The organism is Gordonia sp. ABKF26, assembly GCF_041103195.1.
Taxonomy (GTDB): Bacteria; Actinomycetota; Actinomycetes; order Mycobacteriales; family Mycobacteriaceae; genus Gordonia; species Gordonia terrae.
The window spans coordinates 4,133,782-4,158,689 of sequence record NZ_JBGCVZ010000003.1 but is presented as its reverse complement, the minus strand read 5'-3'; the positions used below and the strand labels follow the sequence as shown (position 1 = coordinate 4,158,689).

20 protein-coding genes and 2 pseudogenes are annotated in these 24,908 nt (G+C 69.0%); 11 read left to right on the top strand and 11 right to left on the bottom strand.

Annotation, left to right across the window (positions count from 1 at the left end; all coding sequences use genetic code 11):
• Positions 1-52 precede the first annotated feature (52 nt).
• Both AB4Z55_RS19220 and AB4Z55_RS19215 read left to right on the top strand, forming a co-directional pair.
• Positions 53-1,822: an FAD-dependent oxidoreductase gene (locus AB4Z55_RS19220; RefSeq protein WP_369520313.1), complete on the top strand. Its 1,770-nt coding sequence runs from the start codon at positions 53-55 to the stop codon at positions 1,820-1,822.
• A gap of 95 nt (positions 1,823-1,917) precedes the next feature.
• The gene (locus tag AB4Z55_RS19215) at positions 1,918-2,853 is read left to right on the top strand and encodes a DUF1731 domain-containing protein (RefSeq protein WP_354560123.1); all 936 of its coding nucleotides are present in this window, start codon (positions 1,918-1,920) and stop codon (positions 2,851-2,853) included.
• Positions 2,854-2,881: 28 nt separating this feature from the next.
• Here AB4Z55_RS19215 and AB4Z55_RS19210 read toward each other — a convergent pair whose 3' ends face one another.
• Genes AB4Z55_RS19210 through AB4Z55_RS19200 form a run of 3 tightly spaced genes read right to left on the bottom strand, consistent with a single transcriptional unit; the run spans position 2,882 to position 4,809 of the window.
• Entirely contained in the window at positions 2,882-3,484 is a 603-nt protein-coding gene (locus AB4Z55_RS19210; protein WP_369520312.1) for an energy-coupling factor transporter transmembrane protein EcfT, read from the bottom strand.
• On the bottom strand, positions 3,481-4,155 hold the full coding sequence (locus AB4Z55_RS19205; protein WP_239400517.1) for an energy-coupling factor ABC transporter ATP-binding protein: 675 nt from the start codon (positions 4,153-4,155) through the stop codon (positions 3,481-3,483). Before AB4Z55_RS19205 ends, AB4Z55_RS19210 begins: the two co-directional genes overlap by 4 nt.
• Positions 4,156-4,176: 21 nt before the next feature.
• Positions 4,177-4,809 carry a biotin transporter BioY gene (locus AB4Z55_RS19200; protein WP_101819270.1) on the bottom strand — a complete coding sequence of 211 codons (633 nt, stop codon included), beginning with the start codon at positions 4,807-4,809 and terminating at the stop codon, positions 4,177-4,179.
• 166 nt (positions 4,810-4,975) lie between these two features.
• Between AB4Z55_RS19200 and guaA the strand changes: the two genes are divergently transcribed.
• Positions 4,976-6,523, top strand: coding sequence for a glutamine-hydrolyzing GMP synthase (gene guaA / locus AB4Z55_RS19195; RefSeq protein ID WP_354560334.1), 1,548 nt, complete (start codon positions 4,976-4,978; stop codon positions 6,521-6,523).
• Between the two features lie 77 nt (positions 6,524-6,600).
• Here guaA and AB4Z55_RS19190 read toward each other — a convergent pair whose 3' ends face one another.
• Positions 6,601-6,846 (bottom strand): hypothetical protein, encoded by a 246-nt coding sequence (locus AB4Z55_RS19190; RefSeq protein ID WP_101819109.1) that lies wholly within the window; start codon positions 6,844-6,846, stop codon positions 6,601-6,603.
• Positions 6,843-8,375: a PspC domain-containing protein gene (locus tag AB4Z55_RS19185; RefSeq protein WP_369521033.1), complete on the bottom strand. Its 1,533-nt coding sequence runs from the start codon at positions 8,373-8,375 to the stop codon at positions 6,843-6,845. The genes AB4Z55_RS19190 and AB4Z55_RS19185 overlap by 4 nt, the downstream gene beginning before the upstream one ends.
• Positions 8,376-8,546: 171 nt before the next feature.
• Between AB4Z55_RS19185 and AB4Z55_RS19180 the strand changes: the two are divergent.
• A pseudogene (locus AB4Z55_RS19180) lies at positions 8,547-9,713 on the top strand (PspC domain-containing protein); the annotation flags it as partial.
• A gap of 41 nt (positions 9,714-9,754) precedes the next feature.
• On the opposite strand, the pseudogene AB4Z55_RS19175 reads toward AB4Z55_RS19180, so the two are convergent.
• A pseudogene (locus AB4Z55_RS19175) lies at positions 9,755-9,814 on the bottom strand (hypothetical protein); the annotation flags it as partial.
• Positions 9,815-9,850: 36 nt separating this feature from the next.
• On the opposite strand from AB4Z55_RS19175, the gene AB4Z55_RS19170 reads away from it, so the two are divergent.
• On the top strand, positions 9,851-10,555 hold the full coding sequence (locus AB4Z55_RS19170; protein ID WP_101819107.1) for a response regulator transcription factor: 705 nt from the start codon (positions 9,851-9,853) through the stop codon (positions 10,553-10,555).
• A gap of 21 nt (positions 10,556-10,576) precedes the next feature.
• Here AB4Z55_RS19170 and AB4Z55_RS19165 read toward each other — a convergent pair whose 3' ends face one another.
• Positions 10,577-11,842 carry a protein kinase gene (locus tag AB4Z55_RS19165; protein ID WP_354560128.1) on the bottom strand — a complete coding sequence of 422 codons (1,266 nt, stop codon included), beginning with the start codon at positions 11,840-11,842 and terminating at the stop codon, positions 10,577-10,579.
• Between the two features lie 77 nt (positions 11,843-11,919).
• Between AB4Z55_RS19165 and AB4Z55_RS19160 the strand changes: the two genes are divergently transcribed.
• From AB4Z55_RS19160 to AB4Z55_RS19135, 6 genes are all read left to right on the top strand, one after another.
• A complete protein-coding gene (locus AB4Z55_RS19160; protein WP_354560130.1) occupies positions 11,920-12,945 on the top strand; it encodes an Rv2578c family radical SAM protein in 1,026 nt (341 codons plus the stop codon).
• 260 nt (positions 12,946-13,205) lie between these two features.
• The gene (locus AB4Z55_RS19155) at positions 13,206-14,036 is read left to right on the top strand and encodes a hypothetical protein (RefSeq protein WP_354560132.1); all 831 of its coding nucleotides are present in this window, start codon (positions 13,206-13,208) and stop codon (positions 14,034-14,036) included.
• On the top strand, positions 14,036-15,742 hold the full coding sequence (locus tag AB4Z55_RS19150; protein ID WP_354560134.1) for a DNA polymerase Y family protein: 1,707 nt from the start codon (positions 14,036-14,038) through the stop codon (positions 15,740-15,742). The genes AB4Z55_RS19155 and AB4Z55_RS19150 overlap by 1 nt, the downstream gene beginning before the upstream one ends.
• Positions 15,743-15,803: 61 nt before the next feature.
• On the top strand, positions 15,804-17,033 hold the full coding sequence (locus AB4Z55_RS19145) for a UPF0158 family protein (RefSeq protein ID WP_354560136.1): 1,230 nt from the start codon (positions 15,804-15,806) through the stop codon (positions 17,031-17,033).
• Between the two features lie 106 nt (positions 17,034-17,139).
• Positions 17,140-19,050, top strand: coding sequence for a S9 family peptidase (locus tag AB4Z55_RS19140; protein ID WP_354560138.1), 1,911 nt, complete (start codon positions 17,140-17,142; stop codon positions 19,048-19,050).
• Positions 19,047-19,781, top strand: coding sequence for a DUF3159 domain-containing protein (locus AB4Z55_RS19135; protein ID WP_354560139.1), 735 nt, complete (start codon positions 19,047-19,049; stop codon positions 19,779-19,781). The genes AB4Z55_RS19140 and AB4Z55_RS19135 overlap by 4 nt, the downstream gene beginning before the upstream one ends.
• Positions 19,782-19,791: 10 nt before the next feature.
• On the opposite strand, the gene AB4Z55_RS19130 is transcribed toward AB4Z55_RS19135, so the two are convergent.
• The 4 genes from AB4Z55_RS19130 to AB4Z55_RS19115 are packed head-to-tail and all read right to left on the bottom strand — an operon-like array spanning position 19,792 to position 24,730.
• The gene (locus AB4Z55_RS19130) at positions 19,792-20,412 is read right to left on the bottom strand and encodes a DNA-binding response regulator (protein ID WP_248645103.1); all 621 of its coding nucleotides are present in this window, start codon (positions 20,410-20,412) and stop codon (positions 19,792-19,794) included.
• Complete coding sequence (locus AB4Z55_RS19125; RefSeq protein ID WP_248645104.1) at positions 20,409-21,677, bottom strand: sensor histidine kinase; 1,269 nt, start codon at positions 21,675-21,677, stop codon at positions 20,409-20,411. Before AB4Z55_RS19125 ends, AB4Z55_RS19130 begins: the two co-directional genes overlap by 4 nt.
• A 30-nt stretch (positions 21,678-21,707) precedes the next feature.
• Positions 21,708-22,790 carry an alanine racemase gene (locus AB4Z55_RS19120; RefSeq protein WP_239400495.1) on the bottom strand — a complete coding sequence of 361 codons (1,083 nt, stop codon included), beginning with the start codon at positions 22,788-22,790 and terminating at the stop codon, positions 21,708-21,710.
• The gene (locus AB4Z55_RS19115; protein ID WP_369520311.1) at positions 22,787-24,730 is read right to left on the bottom strand and encodes an SDR family oxidoreductase; all 1,944 of its coding nucleotides are present in this window, start codon (positions 24,728-24,730) and stop codon (positions 22,787-22,789) included. Before AB4Z55_RS19115 ends, AB4Z55_RS19120 begins: the two co-directional genes overlap by 4 nt.
• Positions 24,731-24,908: the final 178 nt, after the last annotated feature.

Here is a 24,908-nt window from a genome sequence, read left to right as displayed (position 1 = left end):
GTTAGGGTGACCTGGGTCTCCTTATGTGACAATGCGCGTTAGTATGTTCGCCATGGGATTGGACAGGTCGACCGAACACGCCACCGACTTCGACGTTCTGATCGTCGGCTCCGGGTTCGGCGGGAGCGTGAGTGCGCTGCGGCTCGTGGAGAAGGGGTATCGCGTCGGCGTGGTCGAGGCGGGTCGTCGTTTCGAGGACGAGGACTTCGCCAAGACCAGCTGGCGCCTGAACCGGTGGCTGTGGGCGCCGAAGCTGGGCCTGTACGGCATCCAGCGCATCCACGCACTCAAGGACGTGATGATCCTGGCCGGGGCTGGGGTCGGCGGCGGGTCCCTCAACTACGCCAACACCCTGTACAAGCCGCCGACGCCGTTCTTCACCGATCCGCAGTGGAACCACATCACCGACTGGGAGGACGAGCTCGGTCCGTATTACGACCAGGCCCGCCGGATGCTCGGCGTGGTGACCAACCCGACGGTCACCGCCTCGGATCGTGTCGTTGCCGAGGTCGCGGCGGAGATGGGTGTCGGCGACACGGTGACACCGACGCCGGTCGGTGTGTTCTTCGGTGCGAAGACGGGCTTGTCCGGGGCGCCCGGCGAGACCGTCGCCGACCCGTATTTCGGTGGCGCGGGTCCGGATCGGACCGCCTGTACCGAATGCGGCGCGTGCATGACCGGTTGCCGGGTGGGTGCCAAGAACACCCTGTTGAAGAACTACCTCGGTCTCGCGGAACGCAACGGCGCCACCATCATCGACCGCACCACGGTGGACTCGCTGCGCCGGCGCGCCGACGGTGTGTGGGAGGTGGGCACCCATCACTCGTCGTCGTGGGGGCCGCTGGGGCGTCGCCGGCGGACGATCACCGCGGGGCAGGTGATCCTCGCGGCCGGCACGTTCAACACCCAGCGACTCCTGCATCACGCGAAACTCGGTACGCTGCCGCAAATCTCGGACGCGATGGGCAGGCTCACGCGGACCAACTCGGAGTCGATCCTGGGCGCGATGGGTTCCCGGATCGACCCGGAGAACGACTACTCGCGCGGGGTCGCGATCACCTCGTCGTTCTATCCGGAACCGAACACGCACATCGAGCCGGTGCGATACGGCAAGGGCTCCAACGCGATCGCGTACCTGCAGACCCTGCTGACCGACGGCGGGAGCCGCCGCAACCGGTTCGGCCAGTTCCTCCGCCAGGTCGCCCGCAATCCGTTGCTGCTGGTGCGGCTGGTCGTGGTGCGACAGTGGAGCGAGCGGACCGTGATCGCACTGGTCATGCAGAACAACAACAATTCACTGACCACCTTCGTCCGCAAGCGCGGACCGCTTCGCTATGTCACCAGCAAGCAGGGCCACGGGGAACCGAACCCCACCTGGATTCCCAAGGGCAACGAGGCGACTCGGCGGATCGCGGCGAAGCTGAACGGCGGTGTCGCAGGCGGAACGTGGGGCGACATCGTCAACATGCCGCTGACGGCGCATTATCTCGGCGGGTGCGCGATCTCCGACGACCCGGAGAACGGTGTCATCGATCCGTACCAGCGCGTGTGGAACTACCCGACGCTGCACATCGCCGACGGTGCGTCGGTGTCGGCGAACCTCGGTGTCAATCCGTCGCTGACGATCTGCGCGCAGGCGGAACGCGCAGCGGCGCTGTGGCCGAACAAGGGGGAACAGGATCAGCGCCCCGCACAGGGTGACCCGTACCGCCGCATCGAGCCGACGACGCCGAGGTCGCCGGTGGTCCCGGCCGACGCGCCGGGCGCCCTCCGGTTGCCGATCATCCCCGTCGTACCGGTCACGGCCCAGCGGATCTCGTAGCAACCGTGCGCGGACAGCGCGCATTGTGAGTGGGGGATCCCGTTCGGCGTCGTCGCCGGGGTAGGGTCGGCGTGCACGGCCGAACGGGGGAGCGCATGTCGGGCACAGAGTCGCCGACCGTGGTGTTGGCGGGCGGAAGTGGTTCGCTGGGAACGCATCTGGCGACCGATCTCGCCGCGCGCGGACACCATCCGGTCATCCTCACGCGGCGGATCGATCCGTCGTCGCCCTTCGAGCAGGTGATCTGGGACGGCAAGACCCAGGGCGACTGGGTCGAAGTGCTGGCCGCGGATCGGCCGACGGCGGTGGTGAACCTCGCGGGCAAGCTCGTGGACTGTCGTCCCACCGAGGCCAACATCGCCGCGCTGCGGAGCAGTCGGGTGGATGCGACTCGCGCTCTCGTCGTCGCCTCCCGGGCGCGGTCGACCCCGATCTCGTACTGGTTGCAGTCCAGCACGACGGCGATCTGGAGCGACGCAGGTGACCAGTGGTGCACGGAGTCGACGCCGGTCCCCCTCGGCCTGCCACAGATGACCGGCGTCGCGCAGCCGTGGGAGGACGCGGTGGACGGCGCGAACACCGATCACCTGACCGTGCTGCGGACGTCGATCGTCCTCGACGCGGATGCCCCGGCCATGCGCCGTCTCGCCGGCCTGACGAGATTCGGTCTCGGCGGGCGGGTCGGCGACGGCCGGCAGTGGTTCAGCTGGATTCACATCGACGACTGGCTCGCGATCGCCCGCGCGGCACTGCGCGTCGACGACGCGGTGTCTCTTCCCGACGGTGTCGTCGTGGCGGCCAGTCCGTATCCGGTGCGCAACACCGAGCTCATGGCGATGCTGCGCGCGGAGATCGGACGCCCGCCGGCGCCGCCGACGCCGGCCTGGTTGCTGAAACTCGGTGCGGAGGTGCTGCGTACGGATCCGGCGCTCGGGCTCACGGGACGCCGTGCGCGATCGGATGTCCTGGCCGACGTCGGGTTCGAGTTCCGCTTTCCCCGGCTCGAGGACGCACTCTCGGATCTGCTCTGAGTCGTCGTCCGTCGGCGGCAGCGGGGAGTCAGTCCAGGCCGCGCGCGGTGAGGGTGTCGGCGAAGCCGTCGGCGGTGCGCAGCGCGGCGAGCACGACCGGGGCGACGAGGATGCGTGGCCCGGGACGCAACCCGCGGGCCTTGCGCGCCTCGTCGACCTCGCGCACCACCTCGACCATCAGCGGGATCGCCCGGATCGTGAGCGCCAACGCGATCGCGATGAGGTCCACGCGCACACCGAAGCGGGCCAGCGGCCCCAGTGCTCGGACGATCGTGTCGAGCATGTCCGTGGTGCGGGTGGTCAGCGAGACGACGGCGGCGAGTGCGACCGACAGCGCGAGGACCCCGCAGATCACCACGGCCCGTCGCCAATCGGTGAACACGACCTGGAACGCGAAGATGAACAGCAGCAGCCACAGCAGCGGGCGCAGCTGCCGCCATGCCTCGCGGGGGCCGATCCCGGCCAGTGCGTAGATCACTGCGACGCCGAGGGTTGCGATCCCGAGAGCCGGCAGCGACCGCACGGTCAGCGACACCACGAGGATGAGCACGCCCATCGCGAGGAACTTGAACCCGGCGGGCAGGCGGTGCACGAGGGTGTTGCCGGGCCGGTAGACGCCGAGCACGTTCACGACATGAGCCTGCGGTACGCCGCGAGCGCGGGCCCGGGGGAGTCGTCGGCGACGACGCGCCCCTCGTCGATGGCGATCACCCGGTCGAAGCCGGCGAGGATGTCGAGGTCGTGACTGACGACGACGAGCTGTTCGTCCAGGGTGTCGAAGACCCGGGTGAGCATGCGGGTGTTGCGCAGGTCGAGCAGGGTGGTGGGCTCGTCGGCGACGATGATCGCCGGGTCGGTCACGAAGATCGACGCGAGGGCGAGGAGTTGCTTCTGTCCACCGGACAGTCGCTGGGCGGGATGGTCGGCGTGGTCGCCGAGTCCGAACCGGGCGAGTACCGCACGAGCGCGATCGGCGCGCGCCGCCTTGTCGAGATCGGTCCGGCGGAGGGACAGCTCGATGTCCTCCAGCACCGTCGGCATGATGATCTGGCGGTCGGGGTCGGAGAAGATGAACCCCACCCGTCGGCGGACCTCACGCTTGTTCTTCGCGACCGGCAGGCCGTCGACGGTGACCGTCCCCGAGTCGGGCACGACGAGCGCGTTGATCATCCGCGCCAACGTCGACTTACCGCTGCCGTTGGCCCCGACGATCCCGATGCGGTTCTCCGACAACGTGAGCGAGACGTCGCGCAGCACGACACGACCGTCGTAGGCGTGCGAGACGTTCTCGAACTCGATCATCCGGCTCGGGCCACCGCCGCGTCAGCTGTCGGCGACGCCGGCACGCCGCGACAGTCGCATCGGTGCGATGAGTCCGGGCCGCCCGCGATGGACCTGGGCGGCGACCAGCGCGGCGACCACGGCCTTCGCGATGTCACCGGGGATGAACGGGCCGTTGGCCGACAGCGCCGCCCACACCGTCAGGTCGGTGCGCAGGAGCATGCCGACGATCCCGAACACGTAGAGCACGACGATCCCGCCGAGCACGTTGATGCCGATGCCCCAGATCACGCGGTAGCGCGGGGTGGTGCCGACACCGAGCATCATCGCGGTCAGCACGCCGATCACGATGACGGCGGGCAGGAACCCGATGAAGAAGCCCGCGGTGGGCGAGGAGAGCGAGGTGTACCCGTTGCGGCCGCCGGCGAGGATCGGCAGCCCGGCGATCGCGAGCACCATGAAGAGCACGACCGCGAGGGTTCCCTTCTTGGGTCCGAGAACCGCACCGGCGAGGATGACGCCGAGCGACTGGAGGGTGATCGGCACACCGCTGGAGCCGATGTTGATGGTCCCGGGCAGTCCGAGCGCGGCGATCAGCGCGGCGAACACGGCGGCCTGGGTGAGGTCGCCGATGCTCAGCGACCAGCGATGGGGGGTTTCCGGCGATGCAGTCATGTCGATTCCGGAGTATTTCACGCGGGTATCGCGGGCCCGCATCCGCCGGGCGGGGTGACCAGGGACGGGCGCCGGTCCGCCCACTAGACTCGGCCCGGTGACAGACTCTTCTGCGACAGATTCTCCTGCGAACTCCCCCGAGGATTTCCTCGAGGGTCCGCGGCCGGTGCTCGTCGTCGACTTCGGCGCGCAGTACGCGCAACTGATCGCCCGCCGGGTGCGCGAGGCACGCATCTACTCCGAGGTGATCTCCCACGACGCTCCGATCGAGAAGATCCAGGAGAAGGATCCGGTTGCGATCATTCTGTCGGGTGGTCCCTCGTCGGTGTACGCCGAGGACGCGCCCGATCTCGATCCGGCCCTCTTCGACCTCGACGTCCCGGTGTTCGGCATCTGCTACGGATTCCAGGCGATGGCCGACAAGCTCGGTGGCGAGGTCGCCAACACCGGCGGCCGCGAGTTCGGGCGCACCACGCTGACCGTCAACGGCGAAGGTGTTCTGCATCAGGGCCTGTCGGACACCCAGCCGGTGTGGATGAGCCACAACGACGCCGTGCAGAGTCCGCCCGAGGGATTCACCGTCACCGGGTCGACGCCCGGTGCGCCGGTCGCGTCGTTCGAGAACCTCAAGCGCCGGATGGCCGGGGTGCAGTATCACCCCGAGGTGCTGCACACGCCGCACGGCCAGCAGATCCTCACGCGCTTCCTCTACGAGATCGCGGGCCTCGAGGCCACCTGGACCGCCGCGAACATCGCCGACGCGCTCATCGACGCGGTCGCCGACCAGATCGGCGACGGACGGGCCATCTGCGGACTGTCCGGTGGAGTCGATTCCGCGGTGGCGGCCGCGCTCGTGCAGCGGGCCATCGGGGATCGGCTGACCTGTGTCTTCGTCGACCACGGACTACTGCGCGCGGGTGAACGCGAACAGGTGCAGCACGATTTCGTGGGCGCGACCGGCGCCAAACTCGTCACCGTCGACGCCGCGGACGTGTTCCTGCGCGAGTTGACCGGCGTGAGCGATCCGGAGACCAAGCGCAAGATCATCGGCCGGGAGTTCATCCGGTCGTTCGAGGGTGCGGTCAGCGAGGTCCTCGGCGAGGAGGCAGAGGCGGGGGAGAAGGTCGACTTCCTCGTGCAGGGCACGCTGTATCCCGACGTCGTCGAGTCCGGCGGCGGCAGCGGGACGGCGAACATCAAGAGCCACCACAACGTGGGCGGCCTACCCGACGACCTCGAGTTCAGCCTGGTGGAGCCGCTGCGGCTGCTCTTCAAGGACGAGGTGCGCGCGGTCGGCCGCGAACTCGGGCTGCCCGAAGAGATCGTCGCACGTCAGCCGTTCCCCGGACCGGGTCTGGCGATCCGGATCGTCGGCGAGGTCACCGGCGACCGCCTGGAGATGCTCCGCAAGGCCGATCTGATCGCGCGCGAGGAACTCACCGCCGCGGGACTCGACGCACAGATCTGGCAGTGCCCGGTGGTGCTGCTGGCCGATGTGCGCAGCGTCGGTGTCCAGGGAGACGGCCGGACCTACGGACACCCGATCGTCCTGCGCCCGGTGTCGAGCGAGGACGCGATGACCGCCGACTGGACGCGCGTGCCCTACGAGGTGCTCGAGATCATCTCGACCCGCATCACCAACGAGGTGGCCGAGGTCAACCGCGTGGTGCTCGACGTGACGAGCAAGCCGCCGGGCACCATCGAATGGGAATGAGGCGATGAGAAGCGGCCGGTGGCAGATGCCACCGGCCGCTTCTCTGTCTCCGCCGGGAATCGGGACCGTTGTCGCGGTCAGCGCCGGGAACGAGTCCCGGACACGATCAGCACGAGCCCGATCAGCAGGCCGATCCCGACCGCGACCCACCCGAGGTCGGCGGCCTCGGGCAGTGCCGGCCCGTCGGCGAGTCCCCATCCGGCCACCGCGAGGGCCGCGATCCCGAGGAGTCCGAGCCCCGGTGCGCGATGGGTGGACCCGCATCCCCGGTCGTCGCTGGTGGCCGCCGGGTCGTCTCCGTAGGTGTTGTCGGGTGCGTTCATCGCAGGACCTGAACCTCTCCCATGCCGGTGCGGGCGTCGATCTGCAGGACCGGGCCATCGGTGCCGTCGCGGCCGCCGTCGAGCCCGGTGGGGCAGGTGTAGTCACCGATGCCGGTCTGGCAGTTGGCACGCACGTTCATCGTGTCGGGGACGTGGACCCGGATCGTCCCGACGCCGTTCTCCAGGCGCACCGTCCGGTCGGTGGTGAGATCCACCGCGCGCAGGTCCAGGGTCATCTCGCCGACGCCGAGCGAGTATTCGGCCTGGATGTCGTTCTCGGTCAACGGCTTCCATTCGCGCTCGCCCGCCCCTCCGGCGGGTAGCGGTCCGGACAGCCCGCTCACTCCGGAGATCACGGTGGTGACCACGACGGCGGCTCCCAGGACGATCGCGATGGGCACGAGGCCGGTGCTGTGTTCCCCGGTCCGGCGCCGGACGACGGCGGCGACCAGCAGTCCCGCGCCGATGACGGCCAGTGAGAGCGAAAGGATGTGCGGCACGGTGAACCAGTCGACGCCGATCTGGTGCAGGCCCGTGCCGACGGCGCCCGCGATGATCGCGAGACCGATCACGATCAGCGTCAGAGGTGAGCGTCGGCGCATGCGGGCGGGCGGCTCCGCCGGGCTGGCCGGCTCGGGCAGATCCCACGCGAACCGCGCCGCCCCCAGCGGATCCCACGCGGGCGGACTCACGTCGAGGTCGACGTCGTCGCGCGCCCCACTGGTCCCCGAGGTGTGCGGAGCGTCGGCGACCGCCCCTCCGCTCCCTGAGGTGTGCGGAGCGTCGGCGACCGCCCCTCCGCTCCCTGAGGTGTGCGGAGCGTCGGCGACCGCCCCTCCGCTCCCTGAGGTGTGCGGAGCGTCGGCGACCGCCCCTCCGCTCCCTGAGGTGTGCGGAGCGTTAGCGACGAGCCTCGAAGGGTCCTTTTCCAACTCGACCCGGGGCGCAGGCGTCACCGGATGGGTACCGGCCGGACTGCTCATCCCACGCGGTACCCAGCGCTCGAACTGACCGGCCGCCGGCGGCGGGACGACGATGTCGGTGACCGCCGCGGTGTCGATGCTCGTGCCTACCGGTGGAGTCGGGGTGCGCAGATACAACAGGAACCAGCCGCCGAGCATCAGGATCGCGCCGACGAGTCCACCGGAACCCCATGTCCGGTTGGGTCCGACAGACGTGACGATGACGATCGCGAGCACGACCAGGAGGATGACCTGGGGGTTGCCGAGTCCGTGCAGCGAGCCGTGCGAGCTGTGGCCGGCTCGCGCGGATTCGACCCGGAGCGCATCGGCGCGTGCGCGGCCGGCGCCCGGGAACGCGACCCAGGCCGCGAGGTAGAGGATGAGTCCGCTGCCACCGAAGAACGCCGCCACCACGAACGCGACCTTCACCAGCGTCGGGTCCACGCGGTAGCGCGCGGCGATGCCGGTGCAGACGCCGGCGATCGTCCGATCGTCGGGCCGATACGGGCGGGTCGACCACATGCCCTGGATCTGCTGCTGGAACTCCTTGGTCTCCATGCCGATCATCGTGCCGCCCACCGGGCCACGAACACATCGGGTGATCCCCTGAATTGTCCCCCGGAGAAATCCGGTGTGCAGGGGTGGTGGAGCGACACACCCTGAGATCGACACGCACGAACCGGGGTTGACCCCGATGTCGCGGAGCCGATCGCATGGGACGATCGAGGAGTGAGTCGAATGGAGGTCGAACCGGTCCCGAGGCTGGTGCGCCGCGACGGCGGGCGCGTGGTCGCCGGCGTCGCCGGTGGACTGGCCGACCATCTCGGTGTCGATGTGTTCCGCGTGCGGATCGTGTTCGTGGTGCTGGCCGCGCTGGCCGGGGCCGGTGTTGCCGCGTACGGTCTGCTCTGGTTCTTCTGCCCCCAGGGGAGCGACACCGCGCCACCGGCGCCGGGTGTGCGCCGTCAGTCGCTCGGACTGGCGATGATCGGGCTGGTGGCGATGGCCGTGGTGGGGTTCGCGGCCTCGGGGACCCCGGCGTCTTACCTCGTCCCGTTCGTGTTCATCGCCCTCGGCGCAAGCCTGGTGTGGCGCGAGTTCGACACGTCCCATCGGGCACCGCGTACCCCGTTGCTCACCTGGACCCGGCTGATCGGCGGCGTCGCGCTCGTCGTCGGCGGTCTGGTCGTCGTGGTGGTCGCGGGCGACCGCAGCTTCGGCGGACTCAACTCGACGATCCTCGCGGTCGGCGCGACCCTCATCGGCGTCGTGTTGCTGACCGTGCCCCTGTGGATGCGCCTGCTGCGCACCCTCAACGAGGAGCGCTCCGCCCGGATCCGGAATGCCGAGCGCGAGGAGATCGCCTCGCACCTCCACGACTCGGTTCTGCAGACCCTGGCGCTGATCCAGAAGAAGGCGGGTCGGCCCGACGAGGTGGCACGGCTGGCCCGGAGCCAGGAACGCGAGCTGCGGGCGTGGCTGTTCGGTGATCCGGCGACCGAACGCGGTTCCCTGGCGGCGGCGCTGCGCAGTGTGGGCGCCGAGGTCGAGGACGCCTACGGTATCGAGGTCGAGATCATCACCGTCGGTGATCTGCGCCCGAACAACACCCGCGACGCCAAACGATGGTCCGCTCTCGTCGGCGCGACGCGCGAAGCCCTGGTCAACGCCGCCAAGCACTCCGGCGAGCGCACGGTGGACGTATACGGCGAGATCACCGACGACGAGGTCGAGGTGTACGTGCGCGACCGTGGCCTCGGCTTCGACCCCGAGACGGTCGACGACGACCGGCAGGGGATCTCCCGGTCGATCCGCGCTCGCGTGGAACGGATGGGCGGGCGCGTGCGGATCACCTCGACGCCCGGACGCGGAACCAACGTGGGCCTCATGATGCCGCGCGGTGACGGGGGTTCGGTGGAGGAGAGATCCGACCCGGAGAGATCTGACCCGGAGAGATCTGACCCGGAGAGGTCCGAGCCACCCGCGCGGACCGGCGAGATGAGCATGGATGCGGTCGCCCCGGCCGACAACAGGAAGGCACGATGACAGCGAGTCCGACGAGCCCCGACCCCTCCGGTCCGGTGACCGTGTACCTGGTCGACGACCACGCCGTCTTCCGTTCCGGGGTCCGTGCCGAACTGGCCGACGAGCCGGGTCTGCGTGTCGTCGGCGAAGCGGGTGCCGTGGCCGACGCGATCGACGGGATCGTCTCGACGGCGCCGGATGTGGTCCTCCTCGACGTGCACATGCCGGCCGGTGGCGGGGTGGCCGTGCTGCGCGGCGTGCTCGATCGGATCGGTTCGGCCGCACCGGGTTCGGTTCCACCGGTGTTCCTCGCGCTGAGCGTGTCCGACGCCGCCGAGGACGTCATCGCGACCATTCGCGCCGGCGCCCGCGGTTACGTGACGAAGACGATCGCAGGTCCGGAACTCGCCGACGCGGTCCGTCGGGTGGCCGACGGCGACGCGGTCTTCAGTCCGCGTCTGGCGGGTTTCGTCCTCGACTCGTTCACCGGCAAGTCCTCGGCCCCCGAGCCGCCGCTCGACCCCGAACTCGACTCGCTGACCAGGCGAGAACTGGAGGTGTTGCGTCTGCTCGCGCGGGGGTACACCTACCGCGAGATCGCCGAGGAGCTGTTCATCTCGATCAAGACGGTCGAGACCCACGCGTCGAATGTCTTGCGCAAGACGCAGCAGTCCAACCGCAACGCCCTCACCCGGTGGGCGGCCACCCGCCACATCGGCTGAGCGCCCGCCGCGGACGACCGCTCAGCGCACCAGCGCGATCGCGAGTACGACGACCACGGCGAGCACCGCGAAGAACACGAAGATCGACACCGCGAGCGCGGTGCTCGACGTGCCCGACGGTTGCGCGGGCGGACCGTACGACGGCCGGCGTCCATCGGACGGATGGTGCTGTGCCGTGGGCGGTCTCGGCGTCGACGAGTGTGGTTGCGACGTCGACATCATCGTGGGGGACATGCCCTGTCGGGTGCGCGGCAGGTCGCGGGAGCCGCGATCGGCCGACATCGTCGGGGCGTACGGGGGCAGGGTGGCGCCGGCGGGGCGGTGCGGACCGGTGGTGGACGATCGGTTGGTCCGCTGCGACCAGACCGGCGTACCCGCTCCCGGGCGGGTGATCAGGCCGGTCAGGACCTGATCACGGGTGCCGCGGGAGCCGGCCGCGAACGAGGTGAGGAGATCTCGAGCCTGGCTCATCGTCGGGCGTTTGGTCGGGCTGGGTTCGAGGAGACGCAGCAGGACCGGCTCGAGTTCGGCGGCATTCTGCATGGGATTGATGCGGGCCCGTGCGACCCTGTGCAGCAAGGCGATCGAGTTGTCGTCGACGCCGAACGGCGGCTGGCCCTCGACCATCGTGTAGATCGTCGCGCCCAGTGAGTACACGTCCGACGCCTCTTGTGGATCGGCTCCGCGGGCGACCTCGGGGGCGAAATATGCCGGCGTGCCGGTGATCACGCCGGTCTGGGTGAGGGTGACATCGTCCTTGGCTCGTGAGATCCCGAAGTCGGTGATCTTGACCAGGCCCGTGTGGCGGCCGCCCTCGGCGATGAGGATGTTGCCCGGCTTGATGTCGCGGTGCACGATCCCCGCGGCGTGGGCCTCGACCATCGCATCGGCCACCTGCGCGCCGATCTGGGCGGCTTCGGCAGGTGCGAGTGTCTTTGTGGCATGGAGGATCTGGGCGACGCTGCGCGACGGCAGGTACTCCATGACCAACCAGGGTTCGCCCCGGTCGAGGGCCACGTCGTGCATGGCGATCGCGTTGCGGTGGGAGAGTTTGGCGGCGATGCGGCCCTCTCGCATGGCCCGCTGGCGAACATTGTCCGCGGAGTCCTCGGTGAGGCCCTCGGTGGAGACGACCTGCTTGACGGCGACGTCACGGTCGAGGAGCTGGTCGCGGGCGAGCCAGACGGTGCCCATGCCGCCCCCGCCGATCCGCGACTTCAGGCGGTATCGTCCGGCCACCAGATACTGGGGACCCGGGGCATGGTGGGGTCCGGCGGTCGTCGACATACGGAGATGATAGCGGCGCGGCCCGCACGGCGGGCACGCACTTGACAGTCGAGTCGTACGTATGTTCGACTCGGATCATGCGATGGTCCGATCAGGCGGTGGAGGTCGACGACGGGTCGCTCCCCGGGCTGAGCCGTTCGGGTCTGGTCCGGTCCGTTCGCACGCCCGAGTTCGAGGGTGTCACATTCCACGAGGTGCTGGCCAAGAGTGCGCTCAACCGCGTCCCGGAGGCCTCGCAGCTCCCGTTCCAGTTCACGGTCAACACCTTTCGCGGGTGCACGCATGCCTGCCGCTACTGTTTCGCCCGTCCGACGCACGAATACCTGGACCTCGACGCGGGGACGGACTTCGACACCCAGGTGGTCGTGAAGCTCAACGTGGCGGCGGTGTTGCGCAAGGAACTCAAGCGCCGATCGTGGAGCCGGGAGACGGTGGCACTGGGCACCAACACCGACCCCTACCAGCGGGCCGAGGGGCGATACCGGCTCATGCCGGGTGTGATCTCCGCGCTCGCCGAGTCCCGGACGCCGTTCTCCATCCTCACCAAGGGCACCTTGATCCGTCGTGATCTGTCGCTGTTGCGTCAGGCCGCGGGGGAGGTGTCGGTCAGCGTCGGGATCTCGCTGGCGATCCTCGATCCGGATCTGCAGAAGAAGATCGAGCCCGGGACACCGTCACCGCAGGCACGGCTCTCGCTGATCCGCGACCTCGCCGACGCCGGGATCGCGCCGCATGTGATGGTGGCCCCCGTCATCCCGTTTCTCACCGACTCCTCCGCGCATCTCGACTCCTTGCTCGAGGCCCTCGCCGACGCCGGTGCGTCGGGCGTGACCGCGTTCCCGATGCATCTGCGGTCCTCGACGAAGCCGTGGTTCCTGGAGTGGCTGGCGGAAGAGCATCCGGCTCTCATCCGCCGCTACCGAGGGCTGTACGGGCGTGGCGCCTATGTCACCCCGGAGTACTCGTCGTGGCTCCGTGACCGGATGAAGCCGCTCGTGCACCGACACGGCCTCGCGGGGTCCGGTGGTCTCCGGCAGGCGGGTCGGGACACGTCGACGACGGTGGCCGCGCCCGAGTTGCAGCACGCCCTCACCCTGTTCTGACCCCTGCTCTTCCGAGTCGGCGCAGTCCTGATCTGCGCCGATTCGACGTGTTCGAGTACATGTGCTGTCGCGCAACGGATTTCGATGTCATTTGACGCTTGTCGGTGGTTGGTTCTACTCTCGAAACATCGAAAAAGTGTTCGAATGATCTGCGGCCGGGGGTACCCCTCGGGATCACTCGGAAGGCTGTTCGAGACCCTGGTGGCGCGCACCTTCCCGGCTCGCTCGAGTACCTCATGTCGACTGGAGGGTGTCCGGAGATGGATGTGTCAGCTGGTGTTGCCGTGACCGATGTCGCGGCCCGTGGACGCGCCGACGAACTGGCGGGATTGCGTCGGCGGATGGCGGCCATGTCCGGTCGGCCCGATCAGCGGGTGGTCGAGGTCCGCGATCGGGCGGTGGGTGTACTCCCGATGCCGGATTCGTTGTCGGAGGTGATGCCGCACAACGGGATTCCGCGGGGTACGGTGGTCGGTCTCGATGGTGCCCGCTCGGTGCTGGTCGCGATGATCGCAGCGGTGACCCGTGCCGGTGGGCAGGTGGGGATCGTCGGTCTGCCACGGTTGAGCTTGTTGTCGGCGGCGGAGATGGGTGCCGACCTGTCCCGTATCGCCACCATCCCCGATCCCGGCCCCGATCCGGTCGAGGTGGCGGCGGTCCTGCTCGACGGTATGGACCTGGTGATCCTGGACCTGGCGGGCGACGGCGTGGGGACTCGCCCACGGACCGAGGTGGTGGCCCCGTCACGTGCCCGGGTGGTCATGGGTCGGGTACGCAAGCAGTCGTCGGTGTTGCTGGTGACCGGTGGCACCTGGCCGGGCGCGCAGCTGGCCATCGAGGCCCGTGTCCTCACCTACCGGCACAGCCCGCACCTTCCGGGCCGAACCGCTTCCCGCGCAGCCGGTCTCGACTCCGCGCGCAGTGGCTACGGCCGCATCGGCGGGATGCGGTTGCAGGTCACGGTGTCCGGCCGCGGCCGGCAGTCCGCGAGCACCGAGGTCGAGCTCCTGGCGGCGGGTCACGGCGCCGACCGCACGGTCGAGATGGTCGCGGCGACGAGTACCTCCCCGGTGCTCGCGGTGGCGAACTGATGCCCCCCGAGGAGACGGGGGCCCGGCGGATTCTCGCGCTCTGGTGCCCGGACTGGCCGGCGATGGCGGCCTCGGCCGAAGCGGACCTGCCCCCACTGCATCCGGTGGCGGTGCTGTCGGCGAATCGGGTGGTGGCCTGCTCGGCGTCGGCCCGGGCGGCGGGTGTCCGCCGTGGGATGCGCAAACGCCAGGCGCAGGCGGCGTGTACGGAGATGACCGTGGTCACCGCCGACGAGAACCGGGACGGGCGGTTGTTCGAACCGGTGGTCGCCGCGGTCGCCGAGGTGATACCAGCTCTCGAAGTGCTCCGGCCGGGTCTCCTGGTGATCGCCGGCGACCGCGCGGCCCGCTATTTCGGGGGGATGGAGGCCCTCGCGGAGGAACTCGTCGACGTGGTGTCGGCATGTGGCATCGAGTCGCAGGTCGGCATCGCCGACGAGATCTTCACCGCTGTCCTCGCCGCCCGGAACGGGCATCAGGTGGAGCCCGGAGGTGACCGGGAATATCTCGCCGGGCGGCCCGTCGCCGATCTCGCCGTCGAACCCAGCATGAGCGATCCGTCCCGGGCTGATCTCGTGGAGTTGCTGCGCCGGCTGGGGATCGGCACGATCGGCGCCTTCGCCGACATGTCCGTCACCGACGTCGCCACCCGGTTCGCCCGGGATGCGGTGGTCGCGCATCGGCTCGCCAACGCGTTGCCGGGGCGCGTCCCCTCGTCCCGCGGTGTGCCCGCCGAACTCGACGTCGACCACACCTGCGACCCGCCGGTCGACCGCATCGACGTCGCGGCGTTCATCGGCCGTACCCTCGCCGACGCGCTGCACCGACGCCTGCGCGATGCCGCGGTGGCCTGTACGCGACTCACGATCACCGCGACCACCGAACGCGGACAACAGCATTCGCGAACCTGGCGGTGCGCCCAACCGCTGACGCCGGAGACGACCGCGGATCGTATCCGATGGCAACTCGAGGGGTGGCTGACCGGCGCGGCACGACGTACCTCCCCGCTCGAAGCCCCCTACGGGAGCACAGCCCAGGGGAGAGGTGCGCAGCGCGTCACGGTGCGGGACACCCGGCCCGACTCACCGATCGTCCGCTTGCGGCTCGAGCCGGTCGAGGTCGTCGAGGCCGGTGCGCTGCACTACCAGCTCACCGACGATCTCGCCCGTGGCGGACTGGCCGGTGAGCCCGACGTGGAGGAGCGCGCCCGGCGTTCGCTGGTGCGGATACAGGGCTTGCTGGGTGGTGACGCCGTGCGCATCCCCGTGTTGAGCGGTGGTCGCGGACCCGCCGAACGGATCACGATGGTCTCCCTGGGCGACGAGCCTGCTCCGCACCGGGACCCATTGGCGCCGTGGCCCGGGCGCCTGCCACAACCCAGCCCGACGGTGCTGGTGGAGACCGCGATCCATGTGCTCGACGCCGTGGGGCAACCGGTGAAGGTGACCGAACGCGGGGCCTTCACCGCCGAACCGGTGACCGTCGCCTTGGCATCATCCCGGGCACGCCGATCGAGCTGGGGGCTGTGTTGGTGGGCCGGGCCCTGGCCGGTCGGGAGCACCGACCGGCCCACCGGGCCACCGGGGCCGGCCGGAACCACCGAGACCGGACTCATCGCCCGGGCACAGGTGTTGCTCGACGATTCGCGTGCCCTGCTGCTGTGCTACCGCGCAGGCGAGTGGATCGTCGAGGGGGTCTATGAGTGACTAACGAAACGCCCGAGTACGAAACGGTGCGTCTTCGCCTCCAAGATGTCACTCTCGACGCATGGCGCGCACATGGTTGTCGGTGACCGTGGAACTGCTCGGTGGTCGAGGTACGGAACTGTGGCCCTGGCCGGGCAGGGTTTTCGCGGTCGGACCGGCGCACACGTTCAAGGATCTGGCGACCGCCGTCGATGACGCGTTCGCTCGATGGGATCGTTCCCATCTGTCACTTTTCACCCTGGACGACGGCAGGGTGGTCGCCGACGCCGCGCTCGGTGCCGACCTGGCCGGTGGTATCGCCGGCCCGATCTCCGAGCCCGTGGACATCGCCACGGCCAAGGTCGCCGCGTTCGCAGCGACAGGCTCCGAGTTCCAGTACACCTTCGATCTCGGCGACGAGTGGACCCATCGGTGTGTCGTGGGAGATCTGAAGGTTGACCCGTTGGACGTGTTGGGCATCAAGCCGAAAACGCCGCTGGCGTACTTCGGCTGGGGCGACATCCCGGATCAGTACGGTCGACGGACGGCCGATGGGGACGACGAGACGCCACCACGCCCCACCGTTCCGCATCCGATGCTCGTCGGGCAGTGGCCCGCGCAGAAGGAGATACGCGAACTCGATCTGGGCGAGGTACGCGGGTCGATCGCGTCGTCGGATGCCGATCGTTTCCTGGATGCCGTCATCGGATGCGATCTGCACGACGTACTCCAGCAGGTCGGCCCCGGGGTGCCGATGGCACTGCAGAAGCGCCGCGAGCGAGCCGAACCGGTGGCCGTGTCGATCGTCGAACAACTCAACCGACGGGGGGAGTCCGGCGACGCCGAACTCGCCGAGGACCTGCTCGCGAGTCTGCGCGGTGAACCCGCACCGGGACGGCCGGTCACGGTGGATCTCGAGATGCTCAGCGACCAGATGGAAGGCGATCCGAGCCGATCGACCGGTGGCTACGTCGACCTGACCACCGGTTTCGCCTACGACGACGAGAGTCTCGAGCCGGGGGTATTTGATGAGGAGATCGATGTCGAGGAGGACCCGGATCGCTGGCTGCGCTTCGACTGCGTCGGTTCGCGCGACAGCTGGCGGGACATGGCGGACTTCGCCACGCGCATCTCCGATCCCGATCTGAGGAATCGTCTGGAACGTGCGATCGAGGGGCGAGGCGCGTTCCGCAGGTTCCGGGACGTCGTCCACGAAGCGGGCGTGAATCAGCGCTGGTACGCGTTCTCCACCGATCGCAAGTTCGGACGGGCGCGCGAGTTCCTGGTCCGGCAAGGATTCCGACCGACCTGACCTGCGCACTCTGACATCTGTCACGGGTCGCCGCACCGGAATGTCACGACATTCTGATGATCGGCGACACTACAGGCCACGCCTCGTCGCGGGCAGGGTCGAATGCATGACGACGACACGAGAACACACCGCACCAGGACTCATCCCGCTCGAGGACTTCTTCAGCCCGCCGCAGCGCACCGGCGCGACGATCTCGCCCGACGGCACGCGGATCGCGTTCCTCGCCCCGTGGCGTAACCGACTCAACGTCTGGGTCGAGGATCTCGAGCCCGGCAGTGAGCCACGTTGTGTCACCGCGGATGCGACGCGCAGCGTTCGCAACTTCCGGTGGACCGATGATCCGCGGTGGCTGGTCTACCTCCAGGACACCGGCGGTGACGAGAACTGGCATCTGTTCCGCGTCGACCTCGATGCCGACGATGCCGGTTCGGTCGACCTGACCCCGTTCCCCGGGGCACGAGTCGTCGGAGCCGAGACGGTCGCCGGCCGGTCGGGCACGATCTCCTTCCTGATGAACGCGCGCGACGTGAGCGAGTTCGACCTGCACGAGATCGACATCGCCACCGGGGAGATCACCCTGGTGGCGCAGAGCCCGGGCGTGGCCATGTCCTGGATGCGCGGACCCGGGGACGACATGATCCGCCTCTCGCAGACCGACGGGGGAGGTCACGAGATCGCCCGCCTCGACTCGGCCACCGGTGACCTCAGTCCGGTCGTCACCTTCGACGGGGACGATTATCCGTTGGGAGTGGCCCCGCTGGAATCCACTCCCGACCGCACCGGGATCTGGGCGGGTTCGAGCGATGGTGCAGACCTGACACGTCTGGTGCGCATCGATGTACGGACGGGCGAGATCACCGAGGTCGACGCGCATCCGACGCTGGAGATCGACGGTGCCCGGCGTGCGGTGGCCGAGATGTCGTCGGCGCTGCTCCGTGACCGTGGCACCGGCGAACTCATCGGCGTCCGCTATCTCGGCGAACGGCAGGTCATCCACGCGCTGACAACGGAGTTCGCAGAGGTGCTGAAGAACCTCGAAGTCCTGTCCGACGGCGATGTCGGCGAACTGTCCTCGGACGAGAGCGGACAGAAGTGGATCGTCAGCTTCACCCACGACCGCGACCCGGGTGCGACCTGGTTCTACGATCACTCCACCGGCGAGAGCCGTCGGCTCTATCGTCCGTTCCCGCATCTGCATCCCGAGGCGTTGGCACCGATGACCCCGGTCACGATCACCGCCCGCGACGGCCTCGAGCTGCCGTCGTACCTGACCCTGCCCGTCGGCACCGATCCGACCGGACTGCCCCTCGTGGTGCTGGTCCACGGCGGTCCGTGGTACCGCGATTCGTGGGGATACCAGCCGACGGTGCAGTTGCTCGCCAATCGCGGATATGCCGTGCTGCAGGTCAACTTTCGCGGTTCCGTCGGATATGGGCCGACGCACACCCGCGCGGGGATCGGTGAGCTCGCCGGCAAGATGCACACCGATCTGCTGGACGCCGTCGACTGGGCCGTGGCACAGGGGTACGCCGACCGTGACCGCGTCGCCATCATGGGTGGTTCCTACGGCGGGTACGCGGCACTCGTGGGTGCGGCGTTCACCCCGGACGTGTTCGCCGCCGCCGTCGACTACGTCGGCATCTCCGACCTCGAGAACTTCATGCGCACGCAACCGTCGTTCCTCGGCAAGGAGTCCCTTGCCAACAACTGGCACCTCTACGTCGGCGATCCCGACGACCCGCAGCAGGTCGCCGAGATCCGTGCTCGCTCACCGATCAGCCGGGTCGACGACATCCGGCGTCCGCTGTTGATCGCGCAGGGAGCGAACGACGCCCGCGTCGTCAAGGCCGAGTCCGACACCATCGTCGAGGCGCTGCGGCACCGCAAGATCGACGTCGAGTACCTCGTCTTCGACGACGAAGGCCACGGGTTCGTCAATCCGGAGAATCAGATGACCTTCTATCGCGCCGTCGAGCGCTTTCTCGCACGGCATCTCGGTGGGCGGGAACAGTCATGACCCATGCCGCCGAATGCACGCGCAACCAGATGTTCGACACCCGAGGACGATCGGAGGGCACCACCGTGGACGAGACCACCCAGAAGGAGACCCGGCAGAAGAACGACGCGGCCGATTCTCGGCCGAAGACCACCGACGCTCAACAGGTCTTGATGGATCAGCTCGGCGGTGTGTCGGGGATGATCTACTCCGCGATCCCGGTCGTGGTGTTCGTCGCGGCCGATGCGGTGGCGACACTGCCGATCGCCATCGGCGCCGCGATCGCCGTCGCCGTCCTCACCGCGGGCATACGTCTCGCCCGGGGTGAGCCCGTGGTGCAGGCGTCGGGCGGCATCATCGGAGTGGCCGCCGCCGGTGCGGTCGCCGCCGCCACCGGGTCGGCGGACGGGTACTTCCTGCTCGGGATCTGGGCCAACGGGATCGAGGCGGTCATCGTGCTGGCGACCGTGCTGATGCGTAGGCCGCTGACGGGAATGCTGTGGAACCTGCTGCACGGCAACAAATATTCGTGGCGTCAGGACCGAGTCGTGCTGCGCGCGCATGACATCGCCACACTCGTCCTGACCGCGGTCCTCGCGTCGCGATTCGGTGTCCAGCTGTGGTTCTACGAGACGCATGCCACCGGGATGCTCGCGACCGCGAAGATCGCGATGGGATTCCCGTTGTTCGCCGCCTTCATCGGTGTTGCGGTGTGGGCGTTCCGACGGTCGACTCGACGACTCGTCGGGTGACGCCAGGGTGTCAGATCCAGCCGAGTTCGCGAGCCTTGAGGGCGGCCTCGTAGCGGTTCGACGCGTCGAGCTTGGACATCGCCGACGACAGGTAGTTGCGTGTCGTCCCCGACGAGAGGTGGGCACGGCGGGCGATCTCCTCCACGGACGCCCCGTCGAGGGCGAACTCGAGGACGTCCGCCTCGCGGGCGGTCAACACCGAGTCGCCGGTGCTGATCGCCTCGGTGGCGAGCTCGGGATCGATGTACCGACCACCGGCATGGACCGTCGAGATCACCTGCGCCAGTGTGGTGGCGGGGGTGGTCTTCGGCAGAAAGCCCCGGACACCCGCGGCCAGCGCACGTTTGAGGTAACCGGGCCGTCCGTGGCTGGTCACGATGAGAACCCCGGCGTCCGGTGTGAGGGTGAGGAGCTCCATGGCGGTGTCGATGCCGTCCATGCCGGTCATCTGGAGATCCAGGACGGCCACCGCCACGGGTTCGCCGGCGTCGACCCGTGCTCGCCACTCCTCGAGGAGTTGCTCGCCCGACTCGACGTGCGCGACCACCTCGATGTCGGCCTCGAGATCGAGCATCGTCGCCATCGCTGTCCGTACGAGAGTCTCGTCGTCGGCCATCAGGACCGGGATCATGGCTTCGCCCAACCGATCTGTAGAAGAAACTCATCGTCGCGCACGCTGGTGTCGAGAGTCGCGCCCACGGGCTCGAGTCGCTCGGCGAGGCCACGGAGGCCTGACCGCGGTGACGGTGTGTGCATGTCACCCACCCCGACCCCGTTGTTGCGCAACGACATACCGTCCGGCTGCAACGTCAGTCGCGCCGACGACGCGGCCGAGTGCTTGACGATGTTGGTCGTACCCTCGCGGACCACCCACGCGGCCACCTCACGGTAGCGATCAGGTACCTCGGCCGGCTCACCGTCCACGACGAGTAGGCAACCGGCGGCCGACAACAGCGATCGGGCGCCGGCGACCTCACCCGTCAGGTCGACGTCGCGGTAGCCGCGGACCAGCGAACGCATCTGTTCCATCGACCGGACGGCGAGCGACTTGATCTCGTCGATCTCGGTCGCCGCCCGGGCGGTCACGGTCTCGCGATCCGCGGTGGGGGACTCCGCGGCACGGAGCAGGGAACCGGCCAACTCGCTCTTGACGGCGATCGCGGAGAACCCGCGTCCGACGACGTCGTGGAGGTCGCGCGAGAAGCGCAGTCTCTCCTCGGCGACGCGGAGTCGTGCCTCGACCGCCTTGGCGCGCTCGAGGTCGTCGATCACGTGCAGGCCCCACTGGGTGGCGAGGGTGGTGGCGACCATGACGAGCCCGATGACGAAGACGTAGACCGTGAGTCGGACCGCGCCCGGCACCGAACCCGACAGCAGCGCACCCGATCCGAGACTCAGTGCGGCCAGCACCCACCAGCGGTGGCGGAGGAACGGCAGTACCGACAAGGCGACGAGGAAGGCGACGTACATGCCGAGCGTGCGTGCCGCGTCGATGTCGGAGCCCGCGACGCCGGAATCCTCGGCGGCGGTGTGCGAGGCGATCACCGCGGCCACCCAGACCGCTGCCATCACGAGCACAGCACCGATGAGCAGGCCCCGACGCCAGCGGGCGGTCGGCCCGACGGCGAAGTCGGGCTGTGCCTCGAGGGCGACGACGGCGGCCGCACCGCCGAGGAGGATCCCGGCGATCGACCATCCGGTACCGGCGGAGACGCTCAAGACGATCGAGATGGCGACGATGACGGCTTGGAGGGTGCATCGGGTGTAGAGCCGGTACCGCTGCGGTCCCGAGAGTTCCCGCCACCGGGCCGCCGTGCGCGTCACCACCGACCGTCGTCCCCGCCCTTCCGGAGACGCCGAAGCCGAGCGGGCGACGCGATCACCGGAGCGGTCCATCCGTCCAGTGTCGCAGGCCCGGCAACCAGATCAGGTGTTGCGTCCTCGCGCGATGACCGGCCACCGGCTGTCCGAGCCGTCGATCGCCACCAGTTCGTCGACGAGGTTGACCGCGTTGCAGACGTGGTTCGGTACCACCCTGAGGACATCGCCCGGCCGGGGGACCGACGTCGACTCCGTCGGGAACTCGACGACGGCGTGGTGTTCCGACAACTGCACGACGCGAGCCTCGGGGTGGTCGAGGAGCCGCCCGTGACCGGTGGCCCAGGCGGCGCGGTCGGCGCCGAGGATCTTGCTGCCGGCGTCGACGACAACTCGGCCGGCGTCGCTCCGCACCACGGTCGTCACCGCGGTCAGCGCGACGTCGTCGAATCCGCAGGCGCCCATCTCGATCTGCTGGGCATCGTTGAAGGGGTACACGCCCGGACGGATCTCGGTGAGCACACCCGCGTGCGACGGGTCGCCGACGAATTCGATGGTGGGCGTGGACCCGCCGCTGCGTACCCGCGGATCGATCCCCTGCGCTCGCAGACCGTCCGCCGCCGTACGGAGCGCCGCCACCTCCTGGTCCGCGGCCCGCCGCCGGGTGTCGCCGACGCCGTAGCCGTGACCGGGGAAGGTGAACACGCCGACGACGTCGAGTCCGGCTGCCACTGCTGCCGCCGCGACCTCACCGGCCCCCGCGGGCGCGGTTCCGGTGCGGTGCTGTCCGGAGTCGACCTCGACCAGGGCCTCGATCCGCTGCTCGCCGAGCAGCGCTGCGAGATGCCGTGCGCCCTCGACGGAGTCGATACCCACCCGCAGCGACACCCGGTCCGCGAGGGCCCGCAACCGGGCGGCCTTCGCCGGTGTCGGCCAGATCGGGTAGGCGATGAAGATGTCTGTGCACGCGGTGATCTCGGCGGCGTCGGCGAAGGCCTCGGCCTCGCCGATGGTCGCCACCGCCAGACCCGCGGCACCGAGATCGAGCTGCATGCGGGCGATCTCGGCGCACTTGTGGGTCTTGGCGTGCGGACGCACCGCCACGCCGATCGATCGCGCACGGTCGGCGAGGAACGTGAGGTTACGCGTCATGCGGTCGACGTCGACCTCGAGATAAGGGGTGTCGATCACGAATTCTGCCCGCCGGCATCACGATCCGACCGACCGAGCGCCGCTGCCGATTCGCCGAACACGAGGAACTCCTGGTGCAGGATGCGGGTGGTCAGGCCGGGGGTCACCCGGTGCCCGATCTCGGCGACGAGCCCGACGAGCGAGTCGACGCGTTTGGGCCGGTCGACGATGGCGTGCAGGACGCGCGCCGCGGCGCGGTCCACATTCCAGGTCCCGGGCTGGTTGTCGTAGGCCTCGGTGGGCGCGATCATTCGCGTCTTCACCAGGGGGAGGCGAACATTGGAGAAGGTGACATGGTCGGAGACGGTCTCGGTGCCGGTGACGTCGCTGAAGGCCTCCAGTGCGGCCTTCGACGCCGCGTACGCGCCGAAACGGGGCCCGCGCGACTGCACCGCGACCGACGTCACGTTCACCACGTGGCCTGCCTGCCGGGCGACCATGTGCGGCAGCAATCCGAGGACGAGGTTCACCGCGCCGAAGTAGTTGACCGCCATCACCCGGTGGTAGTCGTGCGACCGGTCCACCGAGTTGACGGTGGCACGACGGATCGACCGCCCGGCGTTGTTGACCAGGATGTCCACGTGACCGTGTGCGGCCAGGACGGTCTTGACGAGGGCATTGACCGATTCCTCGTCGGTGATGTCGCACTGATACGAGGTCACCTGGCCGGGCGGGATGCCCTTCTTGCTCGTCGTCGAGTTCAGTTCCGCTGTCGCCGAGGCGAGTTCCTCGGCATTGCGGGCGACGATGAGGACGTTGGCGCCGCGGGCGACACACATCCGGGCGGTGGCCTTGCCGATCCCGCTCGACCCTCCGGTGATGAGGATGTTCTTGCCGACGAGCGGCCCGCGCGGATCGGTGCGGCGGTTGCGTGACCGGTCGAGGTGTCGCGACCAGTAGGTCCACAGGCGCGGAGCGTATTCGGCGAAGTCGGGCACGGTGATGCCGAGGTCGTGCAGAACCGCGACGGTGGTGTCGGCGCGGAAGTCGACCGGGATCGTCACCGCATCGAGCAGTGCCCCGGGTATGCCTTGCTGCGCGGCGACGAGGTTGCGTCCGACGCGCGCGATTCCCATGCCGGACAACGCCATCACGGGTTCCACCGCCGCCCGCGGAATGGCATCGAAGCCGCGCGGGGCGCGGAATGCCGGTGCCAGCGCGTTGTACATCTCGGTGGTGGTGAGCGACTTCGGGTCGCTGAGGTGGAACACCAATCCACTGCGAGTGGGATTGACGCCGATGAGTGCGACCATCGCGTCGGCGACGTAGTCGACGGGCACGATGTTCAGCGTCCCCAGGTCGGGCATCGGCAACCGCAGCATCGAGGGCAGCCGGCCGAGCGCTCCCAGGTGGCCGAAGAAGTAGTAGGGGCCGTCGATCTTGTCCATCTCGCCGGTACGCGAGTCGCCGACCACGATCGACGGCCGGTAGACGCGCCAGCGGAGTCCCTCACGATCGCGGACCACGCGCTCGGCCTCGAATTTGGTGCGGTGGTACGGAGTCGGAAATCCCTGTCCGACTTCGAAATCCATCTCGGTGAAGCGCCCACGGTGGTCACCGGCCACGGCGATCGAGGAGACATGGTGGAACAGTGCATCGTGTGCGATCGCGAAGTCCGCGGCGCGCGAGGTCCCGACCACATTGGCGGCGCGCTGCGACTCGGCATCGGCGGCCATGTCGTAGATCGCGGCCAGGTGGATGACGTGATCGATCGCGGGGACCGCGTCCGGTGAGATGCCGAGCCCGGGCGCGGTCAGGTCGCCGACCACGGGTGTCACGCGGTCACCCGCGCCGAGGTCGTCGAGCATCGCGACGAAGGCCGCGCGTGACGACTCGCGAACCAGGGCGTGGATCGTGTCGTCGGGAGAGGCTGTCAGGAGACGATCGAGAACGCGACGTCCGATGAATCCGCTGCCCCCGGTGATGAAGTAGCTCGTCATGTGAGAGATCCCATCAGATGGGCGGGCCGACGGCCCGCTGGCTGTCCGCGCCCCGCGGGCCGCGGATGTGTCTGGTACTCAGAGTGACACCAACTTGCGGCCTTGGCAACGGTTCGTCCCGTCGCGAGTCGCCGGTGTTGACCATTCGTGAGCAGTGCTCTCTAATAGTGAGAGCACT